The organism is Fictibacillus arsenicus (assembly GCF_001642935.1).
In the GTDB taxonomy this organism is placed as follows: Bacteria; Bacillota; Bacilli; order Bacillales; family Fictibacillaceae; genus Fictibacillus; species Fictibacillus arsenicus_B.
The window spans coordinates 3,220,774-3,237,464 of the sequence record NZ_CP016761.1; the positions used below are offsets into that span (position 1 = coordinate 3,220,774).

The following is a 16,691-nucleotide window of genomic DNA, read 5'->3' on the forward strand; positions in this document are numbered from 1 at the left end:
ACTGCAAAAATAAAGAGCGATTCTCTTAAAGAATCACTCCAAAAATGTATATCGTTTAACTGCAGAACGCTTGGATTACTTTCCCCTCTTCCGTCCTCTCTGCAAACTGCTCATCTGTATAATCTTTGATCACCTTTCTCCAAAAAGCCTGAGCAGGTTTGTTACTCTCAATCTGGAAAACTTCCCAATTCCCTTTATGTATTTGAAATACTTGATGTGCTGCATATTTTCCTAACCCGCTAAGACGGAATTTTTTCATAATAAAAAATTCCGATATTGACCAGTAGCGCTTATCTTTATCTTGAACTTCTCTTACTAAGATAAATCCTGCTATTTTTCCCTCTTTTTCGATCAGATAAGGAAATCTCTCTTTTTCTTCCCAATAGTTGTTCAAATAAGTATACTCATCAAACAATCCGTTGTTTCCAACGTACGCTTCAACAAACTCCGAGAAGTCATAAAAGTAAAATTGCATTAAATTTTTAATCGTTTCTTTATCATTTATTTCTGCGTTTTTAATCACCGGATTCTGCAAGGTTTTCATAGATCAATGGCTCCCTGTTTTTCTTTTCTTAAGGCTCTTTTCTAAAGGATTGTTACTTCTGGGTCATTTTTGTGATTGACCTCATCGGCAAATTGATTGGAGTGTAAGGTGCGAGATTCCTGCGGGATCAGCGTGCCAGCTACCTGAGTATTCTTCTCGTAAGGCATGCGACGAGGAAGCTCGCATCATCAGGATTTTCTTGTAGACGCAGGAGCAGCACTTCATATCTTCACAGGGGCTCACCGCACGCCCCGCGGAAAGCGAGCATCCTGAAACGGAGATCAATTGCTTTCAAAAAACAACACTGATTGAGAAAACAGCCTTTTTTATAGATACTCATCACCATCTGGCTGGTATCTATATTTTTCCATATCAATTGTTCTTTTTCCTTTAATTTGCACTCCCTCGTCTTCCAACAGCGATTTTTGAGTAAAAAACAATTCCTCATCCTGAATTCCGATTTCACCTTTTGAATTTATTACTCTATGCCATGGCAAGTTGTATTTTCCACTCATCGAATGCAGAATACGGACAACCTGCCTTGCCCCTCTAGGGCTTCCGGCTGCCTTTGCGATCTGGCCATACGACATTACTTTTCCAGGCGGTATGCTTTTTATGATATTGATTACCGCTTCGGTAAAACGCTCCACAGTTCATCCTCCTAGAACTTAAAAAAGGAGTGTTAAATCTTCTTCAGACTTAACACTCCTTCTGCATAAAATTATTGATACATCAATTGACGCTGTTTTTTCAGATCTTCGTTCGCCAAGTACTCATCATAAGGCATTTCCTTATCGATGATTCCTTTTGGTGTGATTTCAATGATACGATTCGCGATCGTTTGAACGAACTGATGGTCATGTGATGTGAACATCAATGAACCTTTGTAGCTAATTAAACCGTTGTTTAACGCTGTGATTGATTCAAGATCCAAGTGGTTCGTTGGGTCATCAAGAATCAATACGTTCGATCCGCTTAGCATCATCTTAGAAAGCATACAGCGAACTTTCTCTCCACCTGACAATACAGATGGCTTCTTCATTACTTCCTCGCCAGAGAACAGCATACGGCCAAGGAATCCGCGAAGGAAGCTTTCCGTTTGGTCTTCTGGAGAATATTGACGCAGCCACTCAACAAGTGTTGGCTCGTTGCCTTCAAAATACTTGGAGTTATCGCGCGGGAAGAATGCTTGTGAAATCGTTACACCCCACTTGTATGTGCCGCTGTCCGCTTCCATCTCACCCATTAAAATTTTGAACAATGTTGAAATCGCAATTTCTTCTTTACCAACAAAAGCAATCTTATCTTCTTTGTTCATTACAAAGCTAACATTATCAAGAATTTTAACGCCGTCAATCGTTTTTGTTAACCCTTCAACACGGAGAAGGTCGTTTCCGATCTCACGGTTGATGCCAAAGTGTACGTAAGGATATTTACGAGAAGAAGGTCTGATATCATCCAATGAAATCTTATCAAGAAGCTTCTTACGAGATGTTGCTTGCTTCGATTTAGATGCATTTGCACTAAAACGGGCAACGAACGCCTGTAATTCCTTAATCTTCTCTTCCTTCTTCTTGTTTTGGTCTTGCGCCATTCTAAGAGCAAGCTGAGAAGACTCGTACCAGAAATCATAGTTTCCGACATAGATTGTAATTTTTCCGAAATCAAGGTCAGCCATGTGCGTACATACTTTGTTTAAGAAGTGACGGTCATGGGATACAACGATAACGGTGTTCTCGAAGTTGATCAAGAACTCTTCCAGCCATTGAATCGCTTGAAGGTCCAAGTTGTTCGTAGGCTCATCCAGCAATAGAACGTCAGGTTTTCCGAAAAGAGCTTGTGCTAATAAAACTTTAACTTTTTCAGAACCTGTCAGTTCCGCTAGTTTTTTCGTGTGAAGATCCTCTTTAATACCAAGACCTTTTAAAAGGATAGCCGCCTCAGACTCAGCTTCCCAACCGTTAAGCTCAGCAAACTCACCTTCAAGTTCAGCAGCACGCATTCCGTCTTCATCAGAAAAGTCAGCCTTCATGTAGATTGCGTCCTTCTCCTGCATCACTTCATAAAGACGGGCGTGACCCATAATAACAGTCTGCATAACCTCTTGATCTTCGTACTCAAAGTGGTTCTGTTTTAGAACCGCTAAACGCTCGCCCGGAGTCATGTGAACGTCACCCGTTTGCGCCTCAATCTCACCAGATAAAATTTTTAAAAACGTAGATTTCCCCGCACCGTTCGCACCGATCAACCCATAGCAGTTTCCTGGTGTGAACTTTATATTAACGTCTTCAAACAGCTTGCGGTCGCCGTAGCGAAGACCAACGTTAGTAACAGTAATCATGTAGATTTCTCTCCTTTATAAAAACACATTCCCAATGATTGTATCATAAATGAATCCTCTTCAACTTTACAATCTTGTACACTCTGTAAATATTTCATACAAATAAGAGGAAAATAAAAGACAGCTGTGGCAAAATGCAAAATATTTGAGATTTAAATAGACCCTATGTTACCTTTTACAAAACAAAAATTATCAACTTACTTTTAGGAGGTATTAAGCAACATGTCTAAACATGTATTCTCTTCTTACACACTTGGTCCTCTTTCATTAAAAAACAGATATTTGGTCGCTCCAATGACACGAATCAGCGCGGAGGAAAATGGCGCTGCAAACGATACGATGACTCGCTATTATGAACGTTTCGCTAAAGGCGGTTTTGCGGCTATTATCTCTGAGGGAATTTACATTGATAGATTATACAGTCAGGGATACAGAAACCAGCCAGGGCTTGCTTCAGAGGAGCACGTTGAGGCGTGGAAAGACGTTGTAAGTGCCGTGAAAAACAACGGAGCAAAAATGATTGCCCAGTTGATGCATGCCGGTGGTCAAAGTCAAGCAAATGCCTATACCGAAATAACGGTCGGCCCTTCCAGCACTGCACCTAAAGGAGAACAACTAGGCTTTTACCATGGTTCCGGACCTTTTAAAACACCAAAAGTGATGGACGCGAAGGATATCGAGCAAGTCATCCATGCATTTGCAGCAGCAGCAGTTAATGCTAAGAAAGCTGGTTTCGATGGTGTTGAGATTCACGGAGCAAACGGATATTTACTCGATGAATTTTTGACGGATTACTTGAATAACCGCAATGACGATTATGGTCCTTCAATTGAAAAAGGATTGAATCTATTTGTGAGAGTAATTGAGGCGGTAAGAAAAACAACAGGGCCAGACTTCACAGTTGGAGTCCGTATCTCGCAAGGGAAGGTATCCGATCAGACATACAAATGGGGAAATGGGGAAAATGATGCCGCTTTGATTTTTTCAACACTTGGCAAAACAGACATTGATTATATTCACGTAACGGATAAAGACGGATCTGCACCAGGCTTTGGGGAAGGAACAAAATCATTAGCTGAAGCAGCAAAAGCTTTTGGAAATGGAAAGACTGTTATAGCAAACGGAATGCTGCATGACGTTGAAAAAGCCGAAACTATTATAAAAAATGGGCAAGCAGATCTAATTAGCATTGGAACAGGAGCTCTCGCCAATCCTGACCTTCCTCTTTTATTGGAAAAAGGTGAACGATTAAAACCGTTTCAACCTCAAGAAATTTTAATGCCGATCGCTTATATTAAAGAAGCAGAACTTGAATATGAACTTGTGAACAAATAAACACAAATCAAAGCCCCGAAGCTGCAAATTGCAAATCGGGGCTTCTTTCTTTCTAAAATGACTCAGCACACAAATGCACGAAGTTTAGCAAGGATTACATGAACAGAAAGCATATGTCATGTGTTACTCTGTTTCCTTTACGGTTAGTTCAATTGAGCTTGTAATATACGCTATACTGCCGGTGATGATGGAGCTTGTGTATTGTCTTTTTTCAATAGCCAATATTGGCTTCCTAGCATAAGAGCAAACGCAGCAAGACCGATCACACTGTAGATACCTTCGGGATAGATAAGCAAGAATCCAATCACAACTGCTGGTATTCTCTCTAGCCAATTAAGAGGACGCATCCAATATCCGATCATCCCTGCCCCAATAGCAATCATTCCAACAAATGCCGTCGAAATGACCCATACAGCTTCTGTCCAAGTCGTATCAATCAGCATAAGCTGAGGTGAGATAACGAAGATGTACGGAATAATGAACGCAGCAATAGCAAGTTTCGACGATATGATTCCCGTTCGTATCGGTTCACCACCTGATACACCAGCTGCTGCAAAAGCTGCCAGTGCTACTGGAGGTGTAATATCAGCGATTATCCCAAAATAGAACACGAACATATGCGCCGAAAGATCCGGAACACCAAATAATAGAATGGCTGGTGCTGCAATGGTAGATGTGATTACATAGTTTGCTGTTGTTGGCGATCCCATTCCTAGTACAAGGGACGCGATCATCGTTAAAATCAATGTTGGAATTAAATAACCGCCTGAAAGTTCAAGCAAGCCATTCGCCATTTTGAGACCGACACCAGTCACTGTTACAACACCGACGATCATACCCGCAGCTGCTGTAGCTGCAGCAACGCCAAGAGCCGTTCTGGCACCATCGGCTAATGCTTCAACAAAGAGCTTCGGTCCCATACGAGTTTGCTTATTGAACATACCAACGGCAATCGCACTAACGATCGACCATAGAGCCGCTTTCGTTACACTCATCCCGCTCATTAATAGAAAAATAACCACAAAAATCGGTATCAATAAGTAAATTTGTTTGATGACTCTTTTTGTCTCAGGCATCTCTTCTCGCGAAAGTCCTCTAAGACCAATTCGTTTCGCTTCAAAGTGGGTCATGATCCAGATTCCCGCGAAATAAAGAATCGCAGGGATAGCAGCAGCTTTGGCGATATCCCAATACGTGATGCCTCCCCCAATAAATTCCACCATAAGGAACGCAGCCGCACCCATTACCGGCGGCATGATCTGTCCCCCTGTAGAAGAAGCTGCTTCAACGGCGCCTGCAAAGTTTTTATCATAGCCTAAACGTTTCATCATGGGAATTGTAAAAGCACCTGACGTTACAACGTTAGCAACTGAACTTCCACTTATTGTACCTTGAAGAGCACTTGAGAAAATGGCTACCTTAGCAGGTCCACCTACACGTCTTCCTGCAATCACGATTGATAAATCATTAAAATACTCCCCAACTCCTGTTTTAACGAGAAACGCTCCAAACAAGAGGAACAAGAAGATATAAGTTGACGAAACAGCCAGAGGAGTACCTAGAATACCCTCTGTTGTAAAAAACATAGTTCTTACAATACGCTCAATGCTTAATCCTTTATGCTCTAAGAACCCCGGCATAAATGGCCCGAGATACGCGTAAAGCAAAAACATGCTTGCAATGATTGTAATCGGAAGTCCTACAACACGTCTTGTTGCTTCTAAAACAAGAAGGATAGCGATTAGACCAATAATAAAATCTTGCGTGGTTAGTCTTCCAACCCTCATGACGAGATCGTCCATAAATATGTACCAATATGATCCTACTGCTATGGATAAAACAGCGAGAATCATGTCATACCAAGCCACCTGAAATAGCGGCTTTTTCTCTTTTTTCTTTTTAGATGCTGGAAATAATAAAAAGATCAGAGTAAGAGCAAAACCTAAATGAATTGTCCGTTGCAGCTGTGCGGGCAATACGCCGAAAATTGCTGTATATAGCTGGAATAAAGAAAAAGCAACAAGACCAATCAGTGTAATCCAATAAAGTGCACCTTTTAACTTCCTGAATCCTGCTTCAGGATCATACTTTTCCATCAGTTCTTGTACAGCTTGATCAGAAATTTGTTCACGTTGTATTTGATTTTTGTTATCCAAGTTTTTTCCCTCCAATCAACCATTGCCATACATTTACCTTCTCTGTCTTTATTCGAACCCAAGATCCTTTTTCACTAAAGCTAGAGAAGGGATACTCATGTCCATCATACAGAAGCGTGTGATTGGCGATGATTTGTCCGGTTCGAATATCTAGTAAAGGAAAAGTCCGGTTCATGTTGGACAAGATATAAGTCCCATCTTTTTGTGTGAAGACCTCAGTTCCGGTCGCCCCAGAAGGCATCCCTACTCCAAATTCCTCAAAACGCATTTCAGTCTGAATAATCATTCCTTCCCCATTCATATGATAGGTTTCCAGGACTGGCGTTCGATGGATCGAGTGGATGTATTTGATACTAAATTCTTCTTCAGGTTTTATGTTCATATAAGCTAACGGTTCACCTGTCTCACCATCTTCTACAACCACCCTTAAAAAAATTGGATACAGGCTGGCGGCAGCGAGGACACTTAGGATCAAAATGATTCCAATTATTCTCTTCATAAGAATACATGGACTAAAGATTTCTCCTTTAGTCCATGAACACACCTCTTATTTTAAAATTCCTTTTTCTTCAAAATACTTTTTAGCGCCTGGATGGAAATCAATCCCCATACCCTCTACAGCTTTTTCAGATGAGATCAGCTCTCCTTTAGCGTGACTGATCTTATCTGTGTTCTCAAAGATTGCTTTTGTGATCTGGTATACTGCGTCTTCATCCATGTCTTTACGAACAGTCAGCATGGATAGAACCGCTACCGTTTTCACGTCTGCTTCTAATTTATATGTTCCGCTTTTCACCGTATCCTCAATGTAGTACGGATAAGCTTCAATAAGCTCTTTAATCTTATCATCAGCGATCGGTAAGATAGTTACTGGTTTTGTAGCCGATAATGCATCAACAGCCCCTGTTGGTGTACCTGCTGTAATAAATGCAGCTTGAATGTTTCCATCCTGAATCCCTTCAGTAGACTCATCAAATGAAAGATGCTGAGCTGTAATATCTTCCATCGTCATGCCATGAATCTTCAAGATTTGTTCTGCGTTAGCGAATGTTCCACTTCCTGGCGCCCCTACTGAAACTTTTTTCCCTTTTAGATCTTCAACACTTTTAATACCGCTGTCTTTAAGCGTAACAATTTGAATTGTCTCAGGATATAGTGTACCGATTCCTGCGATTTGATCTACTTTCTCTTTAAACATTTCCTTGCCTTCAGCAGCGTAACTTGCAATATCTGTCTGTGTAAATGCTATATCAGCATCTCCATCTTGTATAAGCTGCATGTTTTCAACCGAAGCACCCGATGCTTGTGAGTTCGCTTCTACGTCTAACTCATCACCGATAATTTTTGCCATTTCTCCACCGAGTGGATAGTATGTACCGCCCGTTCCACCTGTAACAATACTGATTCGATCAAGATTTAGAGCAGGACTTTCTCCTGATTTCTCTTTTTCAGATGGAGTGTCAATCTTTTGTCCGCAAGCGGCCAATGAGAAAGCAAGAAGTAATACGAAAAATAACGCGATCCCCTTTTTCATGGTTTTCCTCCTTAATGGAATTTAATTACTTTTTTATAGTTTAGCATAACGTTAAATAAAATTGCAGAATAATTATAATTTTTTGATAGATTTAGACAAAAAAAAAGGGCGACCGAAGTCACCCTTTTGGTTTTAGCTCACGAAAGCACGAAGCATCCAGTTATGTTTTGCCAGGCTTTCACGAACTGAAAGCAGCATATCATGTGTAACTTCATCGCCTTCGCGCTCGGTTACTTCCATACCTTCTTTAATCTCGGAAATCAATTGCTCAAAATCATTTATTACATTATGAACCATCTCTTCCGCTTTTTCGCCGCCTTTCGCTTCTTCTATTGTAGCCATCTCCAAATATTCTTTCATAGTTGCTACGGGTGTTCCCTTTAGAACGAGTAGACGTTCAGCGAGTTCATCAATGTTCGTTGCTGCTTCATTGTAAAGTTCCTCAAATTTTTCATGAAGCGTAAAAAAGTGAGGTCCTTTTACATACCAATGATAGTTATGCAGTTTCACAAATAGCACGTTCCAGTTGGCAACTTGTTTGTTTAGTACATCTTGAATGGAATTCATAAACATAACCTCCTATTTTGTTTCTTCATTTAAAACACGGTTTAAGCGTTTGCGAAGCATGTCCATTCCGCTTCCTCCCGCTTGAAAGTGACGAAGTTTACCTTCTCTATCGAACACATAATAAGCCGGTACATATTTATTTTCAAATGCATCTGTCAGTTTGTGCTCACTGTCTACATAGATCGGTTGAGTAATATCATGTCCAATTGCCATCTGTTCAATCACACTCATGTCCAGATCGTTTTCAGAACGAGGCATGTGGACTGCAACCACGTTTAGATCGTCTTCATACTCATCACGTAGTTCGTTCACATCTGGCATTGCTTCTTTACAAAGACCACAGCTCACTGACCAAAAATGAATCAAAGTTGCTTTTTCCCCTACAAGCTCTTCTTTTTGCACTTCATCGTTCAACCATGCTGTAGCACCATCTAATTCAGGCATTTGTTCACGTAATTTCATCTCTTTTAACCTCCACTTGTTAAACAGTTGTTTAATGTATTTCTTTGATTTTTTTCTAAGATTACAGTGTCTTTTGACCTGGCTTCCAGTTAGCCGGACAAAGACCGCCGGTTTGCAATGCTTGCAAAACACGCAATGTTTCGTCAGCATCTCGTCCGATGTTGTTATGGAAAACCACTTGGTACATCATTTCGCCTTCAGGATTAATAATGAACAATCCACGTAAAGCCACACCCTCTTCTTCAATTAAGACACCGTAGTCACGGGAAACTTGGTGATTTGTATCTGCAGCAAGCGGATAGTTCAGTTCACCCAGTCCATTATCTTCACGCTTAGTGTTAATCCATGCTAGATGCGTATGAACCGTATCCGTTGAAACTCCGATCACTTCGGCATCCAAGTCCTCGAATTCATCATATCTGTCAGACAATGCCGTGATTTCTGTCGGACATACAAAGGTAAAGTCCATTGGATAAAAGAAAAGAACTGTCCATTTTCCGTTTTTCATGTTCTCTACTAAACTTACTTTTTTCGTCTCTTTGTTCGGCATGATTGCTTCCATTTCAAAGCGAGGTGCCTGTTTGCCTACCATTCTTTCTGCCATGATTTATTCCACTCCTTTTATCTATAAATGATAATGAATTTCATTATCAGGTTTTTATCACAATCTTAATTATACTGATTGCTTGTTTGAAGTCAATACTAATTTATAATAATTATTAATAAGGAACAAGTATAATGCTCATGCCTTCCGTTTTATCATTGAGATCACGCGTTCTTTGATAATCCCACGGTTATTCAATTAATTCCTGGCTTAGCGGAAATAATCCCTGGCTTAATTTAAATAATCCCACGAAATAGAACAATAAACACTCGAGTCGACAAAGCTCAACAACAAGAAATCACTCTTTAATCCACAACAAAAAGGGGCTGACCCAAAAGTGTAAAAACTTTTGAGGTTATGCCTCTTTTTTATATAGTTGGTTTTTATAAAAAATAATTGACTCGTTTCGCTTTTAGGCGGCCTTTTTGGCCGCCGATTTTAATAGGTTGTGGGCTAAACTGATCAGCCCAATCTCAATATTTACCTTCGGTAAGCCCCTGAGGAAAAACCTCCGGAACGACCGATTGCCCTTGAACTGACCGAAAACACTCTCTATGTCGATTTTTCTTCTCGCATAGAGTTGTTTTCCTTCGTCTGTCCAAAGGCGTTCTTTTACTTTCGATTTTAGTTCCTGGTAGGCTTCATTCACCTGTGTACTTCTGCCATACTTTGAGGTTGTGCAATCTTTTCGAAATGGACAACCCTCGCATTCGTTACACTGGTAAACTCTGATCGTGGATTCATACCCCGATTCCGTTGTTTGCTTCTTCTCCCCGGTGAAATAAAGATATTTGCCTGCAGCACAAGTGAACGTGTCTTTTTCTTCATCATAAACCCAGTTCGATTGGTGATGAGGATTTTTTTTAAAGGACCTTTTTTGTTCCTTCTCAAACAGGCCATATTTAATGTATGCTTCCTGCTTTTTCTCTTCTAAATACGCATAGTTTTCTTCTGAACCATAACCTGCATCTGCGATAATGCGTTTTGGATCAATATTAAATTTCGCTTTGACTTCTTGAAGATGCGGGATAAGACACCGTGTGTCTCCTGGGCGTTGGTGCAGGGTATACGATAAGATGAACTGTTCGTTTGATGCCATTTGAACATTGTACCCAGGCTTCAATTGCCCGTTTTTCATATGGTCTTCCTTCATACGCATGAAGGTGCATCTGGATCTGTTTTTGAAAAACTTTTTCGATCACCACAGATGGATAAGTTCTTCTTATACTTAAGACTTCTTGGCAGATAGTCTTTTTTCATGACCTTTATAGCTTTCTTAAGTTCTTTATTCTTTGGTTCTTTCTCCAGTTTTCCTTCCCATTCTTTTACTTTGTTTTGAATCTTCTCAGGTGAAATAACCGTCTTTTCATTCTCTTCACAAGACGCTTCTTCTTTCCAGACACCATCGATCTGTGTAATGAGCTCCTCTACTTTACCCTCAAGTTTTTCTTTATATTTTTCCGTGCTCTTCCTCCAAACAAATGTATACCGATTGGCGTTCGCTTCAATCTTTGTTCCATCTAAAAAGTAAGAATCGAGTTGAACTTGTCCTTCTTCTACTAGTAATACAATCACTTGTTTAAACAAGTCGTCTATTAATCCCTTTAATCGTTCGGAACGAAACCGATTAATTGTACGGAAATCAGGCGTTTGAAAACCACTCAGCCACATAAGAGGAAGGTGAACGGTTAGCTGATGAGCAATTTCTCGGCCAGAATACATGCGCTGTGTATAGGCATAGACAAGAATCTTCGCCATCATTTTTGGATGATATGTACTTCGCCCGCCTCCGGGATAATACTTAAGGAAGTGTTGGTCAGGAACACGCTCGATCATTTCGTTTACAACGCGTGCCACACTATGCGAGGGAATTAATTCACTTATATCCATTGGAAGAGTCAGTTGATCCATGTTATAATCGATGAAAGAAATATGATCATGTTTCATAAAAAAATCGCTCCTTTTGTATGGTTGTTGTTGTGGTGACTTAATCATACTAAATAGGGCGATTTTTTTATTGTGCAAAAAGACATATTAAAAAAGGCTGACACCAAAAGGTCACGTTATGTGTCCTTTTGAGTCAGCCCCTTTACGCGTTATCTTCTTTTTGAGTTTGAATTTGCCCTGATATCAGGCTTTTATTTTTCAAAAGGATTGGAATACAGGCTGCCAAAATAACCAGACAAACGGCGATCGCGATAACTGTTCCATTTCCTTTTATAAAACTATCCCCCAGCAGGTTATATGCCAGTGTTCCTGGCAGCACCCCTAGCATGGTTGCAAAAACATAGGACCGGAGCTTTAATCGGGAAATTCCTGCTACATAGCTTACAAGGTCAAAATTCAAAATCGGAATGATTCTGAGGAGGAATATATAAAAGAACCCTTTTTCTTTTAATTGTTTCTGCCATTTTTCAATCTTGGATGCAGAATCTGTTGTCTTTTTCAGCCAGCGTGAACCTAAATGTTTAGCGACATAAAAAGAGATAATCGCACCCAGCGTTGCGCTGAAAACAGTATATACGGTTCCCCAAACTGCCCCAAAAGCAAGTCCGCCAGCTAGAGATAGAACCGATATTGGAAAAAGTGTAAAAGGTCGAATTACATTGATCAAGACATATATAATAGGTGCGATCATGCCAAAGGACAGCACCCAGTCGCGTAAAGACATAGGGGTAACTTTGAAAACAAAATGGTTGAGTGCGAACAAAAGAAGAAACGCAGCAAAAATGACTGTTAACTTCACCCAAGTGTTTTTCTTCATAAAGACCCCTTCTTTACTGACGGATTTTTTAAAAAGAGCAGTCTGTGAACTATTCCCTTATATTGACTTTACATAAACAAACTACATAACTATTTTAATAATAATGCCATTTCCGGCTGGATCCTTCACATAAATGCGGTTAGATTCAGCAGTGAACGCTATGTTTTGATGCTGAAGCGACTGTTTTAAAGTCTCGAGAACCTCATCATTCGCCACAACGATTTCATAATGCAGAAGACCTACAGCATCTATAGGTGAAGGAATAGCATTCGGGCCGTTCCAAATGTTTAAGGCAATATGGTGATGATATCCGCCCGCAGAGATGAATAAGGCATGATTGGCCATTCTTGTTTGTTCTTCAAAACCGAGCACATTCACATAGAACTCTTCTGCTTCTGGAATGTTTGTTACGTTTAAATGCACATGGCCCATCACCGTCTTTTCGGGTAGACCATTCCACATTTTGTTATCAGCCTCATCTAATAAACCATGTACATCTAATGGTTCGCTCACTGCAGGCAATTTTCCTTTTTCATCGCGGACCCAATCTTTCCGGTCCACATCTCGATAAACTTCTATCCCGTTGTTTTCAGGGTCTTGCAGGTATATAGCTTCACTGAATTTATGGTTGGATGCCCCAGCCAGGCGGGTATCTGTTTTTATAAAATGCTGAAGAACATTCGCAAGGTCTTTCCGTGTGGGTACAAGCAATGCTAAATGGTATAAGCCCGCACTGCGAACCGGACGCTGCTCAAGCTTTGGATTGCCTTCTAAGGTCAAGAGCGGCTTAATTCCGTCAGCTGTTAACTGTGCAGCAGAATCGGATCTAGTGAGTACTTTTAATCCAATGGTCTCTGTATAAAACCGGATAAGTTTCTCCAGGTCTCTTACCTTGAGTGTGACATTGCCGATATGTGTATCTTTATGAATAGGCTTCATTTATATAATCCCTCTTTCAACTTTATTTAATTACTTTATGTAAGTAATTATAAAATAGTTATTAACAAACTTCAAGCACAAAAAAGGAGCTGATTTTCATCAGCCCCCGATATATGACATTTCTATTTTCTTTCGTTCTTCAGCATTCTGTTCTCTTCTTTCATCTGAATAACGATCTTTTCTGTTGCTCCATGTGTTTAAAATTCGCTCATAAACCTCCTGATCAGAAGCCCCATTACGTATGAAGTGTTTAAAATCAGTACCGTTCGAAGCAAATAAGCAAGTATACACTTTTCCATCTGCCGAAAGACGGGCCCTAGTGCATGTAGAACAAAATGTATCACTAATAGAAGAAATAATACCGATCTCACCTGTTCCATCTTTGTATTGATACCTTTTTGCAACTTCACCATAATAATGGCCAGGCACAGGTTCAAGTGGAAGTTCATCGCCGATTACCTTTAAGATATCTTCCTTAGAAACAACATCGTCCCAGTTCCATCCGTTTGATGTGCCAACATCCATATATTCTATGAAACGAAGCACATAAGGAGTATTCTTGAAGTAACGAGCCATCGGCAGGATCTCCTGATCATTGACCCCTTTTTTGACCATCATGTTAATTTTCACTTGAAGACCAGCTTGATGGGCAGCTTCTATTCCTTTTAAAATAGGCTGAACCCCGACTCCCCGTCCGTTAATACTTCCGAAAAGCTGGTCATCAAGCGTATCAAGACTTACGGTAACCCGGTCCATTCCTGCTTCTTTAATTTCAGCTGCAAGTTTAGGTAGCAGCACGCCATTTGTTGTTAATGCAATATCTTTTATTCCTTGAATAGAACGAAGCCTTCTTAAAAGATCGGGTAACCCTTTACGCAATAAAGGTTCACCGCCTGTAATACGGATTTTCTCAACGCCTGAACGAGCAAATTGAGTGGCTATCAGTACGATCTCATCAAAAGATAACAACTCCTCATTCGTTAAAAATGGATAATCCGTTCCGAAAATTTCTTTAGGCATACAATAGGTACAGCGAAAATTACATTGGTCGGTTACCGATATCCGCAAATCGCGAAGAGGACGCTGCCATTGGTCAACAACTTTCTTTTTATCCATAACATCACGCCATTATTTTAGTATTTTTCTAAATGTACCACGAATAAAAGGAAGTTAAAACCAGAAAGGTATTTTCCAAACAAATCTATATTTCAATAGGGATCTTTAGTTCATAATTACTATTCACCTATTGTTTGGCAATTTATATGCATCATTTTTACCAAATTTTTATGAAATTTATTAGCTGCTTCCTTGATCCGTCAGTGTTTTTAGAGCATGATGGGTAAAATGAAAATAATCAGTTGCCACTTACTCTTGTGTATTGATGATGAAAGTGTTACGATTAGGAAGAATTATTTTTGTTCGATTGTAACAGGTAAACGATTATCTTGATATTTTTGAGCAAGGATAGTATTATTGTGCGGATTGGCACGACAGGAGGCAACAAACATGGAACAAGGTAAAGTTAAATGGTTTAACGCAGAAAAAGGTTTCGGATTCATCGAGCGCGAAGGTGGAGACGACGTATTCGTACATTTCTCAGCTATCCAATCAGAAGGTTTCAAGTCATTAGATGAAGGTCAAGACGTAACTTTTGAAGTTGAACAAGGTCAACGCGGACCTCAAGCTACTAACGTACGTAAGGCGTAATAGCCTAAATAGATAAACAGGACTCTTACTTAGAGGCCTGTTTTTTTTTTGCCTCTTTTCTATATATCGACACCTTTTTTAATTATTTCATACTTTTAAAATTTTTTTAGTATTTCAAATATATATGAAGTGTTTTTGCTACAATAAAATTAACGTCTAAAAATATTAGGAGTTGTAAATGGATCTTCAATTGAAGCAAAAGCTTGATCAAATCGAAATCGGTAACAAGATTAACGAAAATGCAGAACAAATCGCCCAGAAGATCATCACAAACATTTTAAAAAATGAAACGTATGTTTCACTTCAGCATAGAGATCAAGGACAGGAGGGACTCGAAGCATCCATCACTTTTATCCGGTTAATAGGAGACGCAATTTCTGGCAAATTGGCTGATCCAAAACAGACGATCACTGAATGGGGTGAAAAGGTTGGGATGGCTGCTGTTCATTCAGGACAGCCGCTTGACGAAACATTGGAGAGCACTTCCTATTATCGCAATTCAATTTGGGATTTTATTAAAGAAGAAGGCTCCGTGCAATCCATGACAGCTGATTCTGTATTACACATTTCAACCACGATTAATCCTATGATTGATTATGCCGTCCAAGCGTTCAGCAAATCTTATGTAAAAAACTATCGGGATATGGCGGAAAAATTCAACCTATCCCTTCAAGAACTCTCCGTTCCAGTTGTTCCGCTCTTTCCAGGAGTAGCGGTACTACCTGTTGTTGGAGAAATTGATACAAATCGAGCGAAAATATTATTAGACTCCACTTTGCAGCAATGTGTTGAAAGCGAGATTACTTCACTAGTTATTGACTTATCAGGAGTTAGCTACATTGATACGATGGTTGCTCATCGTATTTTCCAGCTCGTATCAACACTAAAACTTCTTGGTGTGAAAACCACACTTACCGGATTAAGTCCAGAGATTGCACAAACTTCCGTAAGCTTAAACTTAAACTTTAGCGAAATCACCTTAAAAGGGAATCTGCTTCAAGCTTTAGCGGATTTTGGATATGGCAAACTTAATAAATAAAAAAAGAACAGATCCTGCAGAGGTCTGTTCTTTGTATTTTAAGATCGTTCTCGTTTTAGATCCTCTAATTCTTTTAAGAGCCTGACAACCATTTCATCACTTTTCTTCAACTCGTAATTGAGCATGGTAATGGTCTCTTCCTCCCAAGCAAAAGGATCTCCATGTTTAGGGGTAATCGGGACATTTTCATAGATATCCCCTTCTTCTCTATCATCTGGCTCAAAGTAAATAGCTACTTCACAAACCGGCTCTCCAAGTGCAATTCGTTTACGCAGCGATACTTTTCCATAACCGAATTTTCGTGCTGCAATTCCACCAAAAACGCTAGAGGTCATTTTGCATAAATGAGGAGCATCCATCACAAACTCCCCGAAAGGACACTCTTTTGCACGAACTACTACATGGTCAGGGCTCACACTGACAATTTCAAAATGCCCTCCGATTGAATTTTTCAAATCCACTATTACATGAACATATTGGTCAACCGTCCAGTGCAGTGGATTATCATAAAAACTTTCGATCCATTCACCTGTTCTCAGTCCTAGCTGTTCAATGTAATTTTCGGCAGCAGGACCAATCGTTTTTCTATGAATTAAGGCATATTGAGTAATAAGTTTTGCTAAAAAAGTGTGTCCATTTAATTCACCTTTTGAAAGGCGCATAACACATCTACCCTTTCTATTATGAATTACATGCTGT

The 16,691-nt window shown here is 39.9% G+C and carries 16 protein-coding genes and 1 pseudogene; 3 read left to right on the top strand and 14 right to left on the bottom strand.

Annotation, left to right across the window (positions count from 1 at the left end; genetic code table 11):
• Nucleotides 1-55 precede the first annotated feature (55 nt).
• The 3 genes from ABE41_RS16510 to ABE41_RS16520 all read right to left on the bottom strand — a co-directional run bounded on the left by ABE41_RS16510 (nt 56) and on the right by ABE41_RS16520 (nt 2,885).
• Nucleotides 56-544 (bottom strand): GNAT family N-acetyltransferase, encoded by a 489-nt coding sequence (locus tag ABE41_RS16510; RefSeq protein ID WP_066292675.1) that lies wholly within the window; start codon nt 542-544, stop codon nt 56-58.
• A gap of 326 nt (nt 545-870) precedes the next feature.
• Nucleotides 871-1,194 (bottom strand): MGMT family protein, encoded by a 324-nt coding sequence (locus ABE41_RS16515; protein ID WP_083207844.1) that lies wholly within the window; start codon nt 1,192-1,194, stop codon nt 871-873.
• Nucleotides 1,195-1,265: 71 nt separating this feature from the next.
• The gene (locus tag ABE41_RS16520) at nt 1,266-2,885 is read right to left on the bottom strand and encodes an ABC-F family ATP-binding cassette domain-containing protein (RefSeq protein WP_066292676.1); all 1,620 of its coding nucleotides are present in this window, start codon (nt 2,883-2,885) and stop codon (nt 1,266-1,268) included.
• A 222-nt stretch (nt 2,886-3,107) separates the two neighbouring features.
• Between ABE41_RS16520 and ABE41_RS16525 the strand changes: the two genes are divergently transcribed.
• The gene (locus ABE41_RS16525) at nt 3,108-4,220 is read left to right on the top strand and encodes an oxidoreductase (RefSeq protein WP_066292679.1); all 1,113 of its coding nucleotides are present in this window, start codon (nt 3,108-3,110) and stop codon (nt 4,218-4,220) included.
• A gap of 170 nt (nt 4,221-4,390) precedes the next feature.
• Here the strand turns inward: ABE41_RS16525 and ABE41_RS16530 are convergent, their stop codons facing one another.
• The 10 genes and pseudogenes from ABE41_RS16530 to moaA all read right to left on the bottom strand — a co-directional run bounded on the left by ABE41_RS16530 (nt 4,391) and on the right by moaA (nt 14,362).
• Nucleotides 4,391-6,316, bottom strand: coding sequence for a TRAP transporter permease (locus ABE41_RS16530; protein WP_083207971.1), 1,926 nt, complete (start codon nt 6,314-6,316; stop codon nt 4,391-4,393).
• 52 nt (nt 6,317-6,368) lie between these two features.
• Entirely contained in the window at nt 6,369-6,875 is a 507-nt protein-coding gene (locus ABE41_RS16535) for a DUF1850 domain-containing protein (protein ID WP_066292683.1), read from the bottom strand.
• Nucleotides 6,876-6,923: 48 nt separating this feature from the next.
• On the bottom strand, nt 6,924-7,910 hold the full coding sequence (locus tag ABE41_RS16540; RefSeq protein WP_066292686.1) for a TAXI family TRAP transporter solute-binding subunit: 987 nt from the start codon (nt 7,908-7,910) through the stop codon (nt 6,924-6,926).
• Nucleotides 7,911-8,042: 132 nt separating this feature from the next.
• Nucleotides 8,043-8,483 carry a Dps family protein gene (locus tag ABE41_RS16545; RefSeq protein ID WP_066292691.1) on the bottom strand — a complete coding sequence of 147 codons (441 nt, stop codon included), beginning with the start codon at nt 8,481-8,483 and terminating at the stop codon, nt 8,043-8,045.
• 6 nt (nt 8,484-8,489) lie between these two features.
• Nucleotides 8,490-8,939 (bottom strand): TlpA family protein disulfide reductase, encoded by a 450-nt coding sequence (locus ABE41_RS16550; RefSeq protein ID WP_066292693.1) that lies wholly within the window; start codon nt 8,937-8,939, stop codon nt 8,490-8,492.
• 61 nt (nt 8,940-9,000) lie between these two features.
• A complete protein-coding gene (locus ABE41_RS16555) occupies nt 9,001-9,543 on the bottom strand; it encodes a peroxiredoxin (RefSeq protein ID WP_066292696.1) in 543 nt (180 codons plus the stop codon).
• Nucleotides 9,544-9,955: 412 nt separating this feature from the next.
• Nucleotides 9,956-11,490: pseudogene (locus ABE41_RS16560) on the bottom strand (IS1182 family transposase).
• A gap of 142 nt (nt 11,491-11,632) precedes the next feature.
• Nucleotides 11,633-12,307, bottom strand: coding sequence for a TVP38/TMEM64 family protein (locus tag ABE41_RS16565; protein WP_066292699.1), 675 nt, complete (start codon nt 12,305-12,307; stop codon nt 11,633-11,635).
• 81 nt (nt 12,308-12,388) lie between these two features.
• Complete coding sequence (locus tag ABE41_RS16570; protein ID WP_066292705.1) at nt 12,389-13,246, bottom strand: VOC family protein; 858 nt, start codon at nt 13,244-13,246, stop codon at nt 12,389-12,391.
• A gap of 99 nt (nt 13,247-13,345) precedes the next feature.
• A complete protein-coding gene (gene moaA, locus ABE41_RS16575) occupies nt 13,346-14,362 on the bottom strand; it encodes a GTP 3',8-cyclase MoaA (protein WP_066292708.1) in 1,017 nt (338 codons plus the stop codon).
• A 390-nt stretch (nt 14,363-14,752) separates the two neighbouring features.
• On the opposite strand from moaA, the gene ABE41_RS16580 reads away from it, so the two are divergent.
• Together ABE41_RS16580 and ABE41_RS16585 are read left to right on the top strand one after the other, a co-directional pair.
• Nucleotides 14,753-14,953, top strand: a complete 201-nt coding sequence (locus tag ABE41_RS16580; protein ID WP_066292711.1) for a cold-shock protein — start codon at nt 14,753-14,755, stop codon at nt 14,951-14,953.
• 178 nt (nt 14,954-15,131) lie between these two features.
• Nucleotides 15,132-15,992: an STAS domain-containing protein gene (locus tag ABE41_RS16585; protein WP_066292715.1), complete on the top strand. Its 861-nt coding sequence runs from the start codon at nt 15,132-15,134 to the stop codon at nt 15,990-15,992.
• Nucleotides 15,993-16,030: 38 nt separating this feature from the next.
• Here the strand turns inward: ABE41_RS16585 and ABE41_RS16590 are convergent, their stop codons facing one another.
• Nucleotides 16,031-16,654: a methanogen output domain 1-containing protein gene (locus tag ABE41_RS16590; RefSeq protein ID WP_066292717.1), complete on the bottom strand. Its 624-nt coding sequence runs from the start codon at nt 16,652-16,654 to the stop codon at nt 16,031-16,033.
• Nucleotides 16,655-16,691 lie beyond the last annotated feature (37 nt).

Bases quoted from the DNA above. Each gene is read 5' to 3' on its own strand.
- ABE41_RS16535 (WP_066292683.1), bottom strand. From the start codon at position 6,875: ATGAAGAGAATAATTGGAATCATTTTGATCCTAAGTGTCCTCGCTGCC.
- ABE41_RS16540 (WP_066292686.1), bottom strand. From the start codon at position 7,910: ATGAAAAAGGGGATCGCGTTATTTTTCGTATTACTTCTTGCTTTCTCA.
- ABE41_RS16525 (WP_066292679.1), top strand. From the start codon at position 3,108: ATGTCTAAACATGTATTCTCTTCTTACACACTTGGTCCTCTTTCATTA.
- ABE41_RS16555 (WP_066292696.1), bottom strand. From the start codon at position 9,543: ATGGCAGAAAGAATGGTAGGCAAACAGGCACCTCGCTTTGAAATGGAA.
- ABE41_RS16580 (WP_066292711.1), top strand. From the start codon at position 14,753: ATGGAACAAGGTAAAGTTAAATGGTTTAACGCAGAAAAAGGTTTCGGA.
- ABE41_RS16550 (WP_066292693.1), bottom strand. From the start codon at position 8,939: ATGAAATTACGTGAACAAATGCCTGAATTAGATGGTGCTACAGCATGG.
- ABE41_RS16520 (WP_066292676.1), bottom strand. From the start codon at position 2,885: ATGATTACTGTTACTAACGTTGGTCTTCGCTACGGCGACCGCAAGCTG.
- moaA (WP_066292708.1), bottom strand. From the start codon at position 14,362: ATGGATAAAAAGAAAGTTGTTGACCAATGGCAGCGTCCTCTTCGCGAT.
- ABE41_RS16585 (WP_066292715.1), top strand. From the start codon at position 15,132: ATGGATCTTCAATTGAAGCAAAAGCTTGATCAAATCGAAATCGGTAAC.
- ABE41_RS16545 (WP_066292691.1), bottom strand. From the start codon at position 8,483: ATGTTTATGAATTCCATTCAAGATGTACTAAACAAACAAGTTGCCAAC.
- ABE41_RS16510 (WP_066292675.1), bottom strand. From the start codon at position 544: ATGAAAACCTTGCAGAATCCGGTGATTAAAAACGCAGAAATAAATGAT.
- ABE41_RS16530 (WP_083207971.1), bottom strand. From the start codon at position 6,316: ATGGAAAAGTATGATCCTGAAGCAGGATTCAGGAAGTTAAAAGGTGCA.
- ABE41_RS16590 (WP_066292717.1), bottom strand. From the start codon at position 16,654: ATGCGCCTTTCAAAAGGTGAATTAAATGGACACACTTTTTTAGCAAAA.
- ABE41_RS16570 (WP_066292705.1), bottom strand. From the start codon at position 13,246: ATGAAGCCTATTCATAAAGATACACATATCGGCAATGTCACACTCAAG.
- ABE41_RS16565 (WP_066292699.1), bottom strand. From the start codon at position 12,307: ATGAAGAAAAACACTTGGGTGAAGTTAACAGTCATTTTTGCTGCGTTT.